We start from the raw sequence: 2,436 nt of genomic DNA on the forward strand, positions 1-2,436 counted from the left end.
GCCTGCTGCTCCAGCCAGCGTAGGGCAGCCAGCTGGCGTGCCAGCAGCCGCGCGCCGGCGCGCTCGCGCCGCGTGGGCGCACCGTGGTCCTCCTCGTAGTAGCGCAGCTGCTCGTTCATGGACCAGTCCTCCAGACCACGTTCGGCCACGAACGCGTCCAGCGTCGGGCGCGAGGCCGACGGCGCGGTACCACCCATGTCACGTACGTTCAGCCCCAACAGTCGCGCCAAGCCATGGCGGTCGTGCCGACGTGCGATGGCCACCAGGTCGCCCCGCAGCTGGCGCACGGCCCGATGCACCGCCCGCAGGTCGGTCGCCTCGCCGTGCTGGCCGAGGTAGTGGTCCCAGCGCGCTCCGATATCGAGGCCCTCAATGTAGCAGCGCATGAACGCGAAATGCCCCCGGTGCAGGTGGACACGGGCCACCGGCCGCCGCGCGCGAGCCGCGTCGGCGACAAGGCCTGCCGGATCGGACCTATCCGGCGGGACGTCGTGCGCTTCGCTGTCGCTGTCGCCGTCGTCATCGCCGGCGACGGACGCGGGCGCGGCCTGGCGCCGTTTCCACGCCAGGAACTCATTCCACTCCGACAGCTGGTCCGTGGCCAGGCGGTCCGGCATCGGGGCGCTCACACCCCGCCTCGCCTGGTGTGCGACGCGGGCATCGCGCCAGACTGGAGGGCGCGCGCCACCAATGTGCACGCGGGCGCGGTAAAGCCGAAATTGCTGGCAGTCGTCATGGTGGGTCCGGATCGTGGGTCTAGCTGGCGCGCTCGATGCAGCCTCGGCAAGTGCCTGATTTCGCATGGATTATTGGTGAAGGTACAATGGTGCCCTGCAAGCAGTCGATTTTACCGTACTTTTTTCCGCCCTTTGATAACTCCACTTTTCAAAGGGGTACCCCATCTTATTAGCGCAGCACTTATGTGACCTGGGCGGCCACGTTGTGGCAATCATGGACAGTCCCGAGCGCATCGAACATGTGAACTAGGTGATATCAGTCCACACTTTGATATAAACTGTCGAACACTTTATTCATTATGTGAGCGCAAGACGTGGGATCTGTTAAAACCGACAAACCGAAAACACCGGTTAGCATCGACACCGCCAAAACCTTGATCGCCTCCGCGGCTGTCACCCGTGCGGTAATCGAATGCTTTGACGGTCGGCGGTGGGCAATCGTTTTGAGCGGTCGGGAGGAATTCGTCGTCAAGTCAGCGCGGCAGTGCCCGAAGCCGTACGCCAAAATAGAAACCGCCTTGGAAGAGCTGCGCAGTTTCGGGCTCCGCCACGTCGAGGTCGATTTCACGAAATGGCAGCGGGCACAATCCACTCTCGTATAAGGAGTCACTTCATGACGGTTAATGAGCTACGCGAACTGCTGGCGAACCTGCCGCCGGATATGGCGGTCGGAGTGGCCTACCCAGACCAGCAGCACCCGAACATTTGCAACGAGACCATCGACGTTCGCGAGGCGCGCGTCACCGACCCATTTAACAAATTCGCCGGCAAGACGAAGGAAATCTTCGTCCTTGAGGTGTACTGACGGATCAAAGGGGCAATCACATGAATGAACATCATGACCACGACGGCGACAGCATGGTGCTGACTGACGAGGACCGCGCGCATATCGAAGAAGAAATCGCTCAGCTCGACGCCGAGCTGGTGCAATGCCACGACGGGGCCCTGTTCCGCGAAAAGCGGCACCGCCGCGAGCACCTGGCCAGCGAGCTGGTGGTCGGCCGCCGCCTCCCGCTGCCGGAAGACAACAGCACCTGGTACGACCATTCTATCGTCCCACGCGAGGCCAAACTCGGCGGTGGTTGGCGTCTCCACTTGCTGCAGGACGGCGTTGAAGTGGGCGGTGGGGTGTTTCCAGTTGAGCAGGACGAGGAGGCCGGCGCCGCTTGGTGGAACGCTTTGGGGGACGACGATCGGGCGTTATGGCTCAGCCGCGCCAAGTTGGATACGGTGGCCGACGCCTACCTGGCCTATCTAACCGACCAGGCTTGGCACGATGCGGCCCAGGTAGCGGGCGAATGGCTCGATAGCCGACCGCAGCAGTAACGACATAAACCGAACTCAGTTTCCTATGCCATTTCTACTCGCGTTAACCATCCTGGGCTGGGCCCACTTGATCGGCGTGTACCGATCGCTCATAAACCGTCGCCCGCCCTTGCTTCATATGCTCGCCCTGTTTGGCTTCATGCTGGCATTTATGGACGCGGCCTATCTTTCGCCTCTCAACAGCCGAGGCGTGCCAGGAGACGCCCGGAACTGGGTGCCGACGGCGATCCTCGTGTTCGGCCTTCTCAGCATCCTGGCCTTCGGATGGAAGTTCTACACGATGTACCGGGGCGGCGGCGACCAAAGCCGCTCCGGATGGCGCTCCGGGTTGAGCCTGTCGTTCGTAGTCCTGGGGATCTACATAACCGGCGCG

The 2,436-nt window shown here is 62.6% G+C and carries 2 protein-coding genes and 2 pseudogenes; 3 read left to right on the forward strand and 1 reads right to left on the reverse strand.

The genetic code is table 11. The features are described from left to right. Positions 1 to 617 (reverse strand): annotated as a pseudogene (locus AC0Z42_RS29670) (hypothetical protein); the annotation flags it as partial. A gap of 733 nt (positions 618 to 1,350) precedes the next feature. On the opposite strand from AC0Z42_RS29670, the gene AC0Z42_RS29675 reads away from it, so the two are divergent. From AC0Z42_RS29675 to AC0Z42_RS29685, 3 genes and pseudogenes are all read left to right on the forward strand, one after another. After that, the gene (locus AC0Z42_RS29675) at positions 1,351 to 1,542 is read left to right on the forward strand and encodes a hypothetical protein (RefSeq protein WP_485471639.1); all 192 of its coding nucleotides are present in this window, start codon (positions 1,351 to 1,353) and stop codon (positions 1,540 to 1,542) included. A 20-nt stretch (positions 1,543 to 1,562) separates the two neighbouring features. Next, positions 1,563 to 2,063 (forward strand): hypothetical protein, encoded by a 501-nt coding sequence (locus tag AC0Z42_RS29680; protein ID WP_485471640.1) that lies wholly within the window; start codon positions 1,563 to 1,565, stop codon positions 2,061 to 2,063. A gap of 25 nt (positions 2,064 to 2,088) precedes the next feature. Then, positions 2,089 to 2,436, forward strand: a pseudogene (locus AC0Z42_RS29685) (hypothetical protein); the annotation flags it as partial.

This window comes from Janthinobacterium sp. 1L-D-8-B-C4 (assembly GCF_057291295.1).

What these genes read in the sequence shown, in the direction of transcription:
- AC0Z42_RS29675 (WP_485471639.1), top strand. Translation starts at nt 1,351, where the DNA reads ATGACGGTTAATGAGCTACGCGAACTGCTGGCGAACCTGCCGCCGGAT.
- AC0Z42_RS29680 (WP_485471640.1), top strand. Translation starts at nt 1,563, where the DNA reads ATGAATGAACATCATGACCACGACGGCGACAGCATGGTGCTGACTGAC.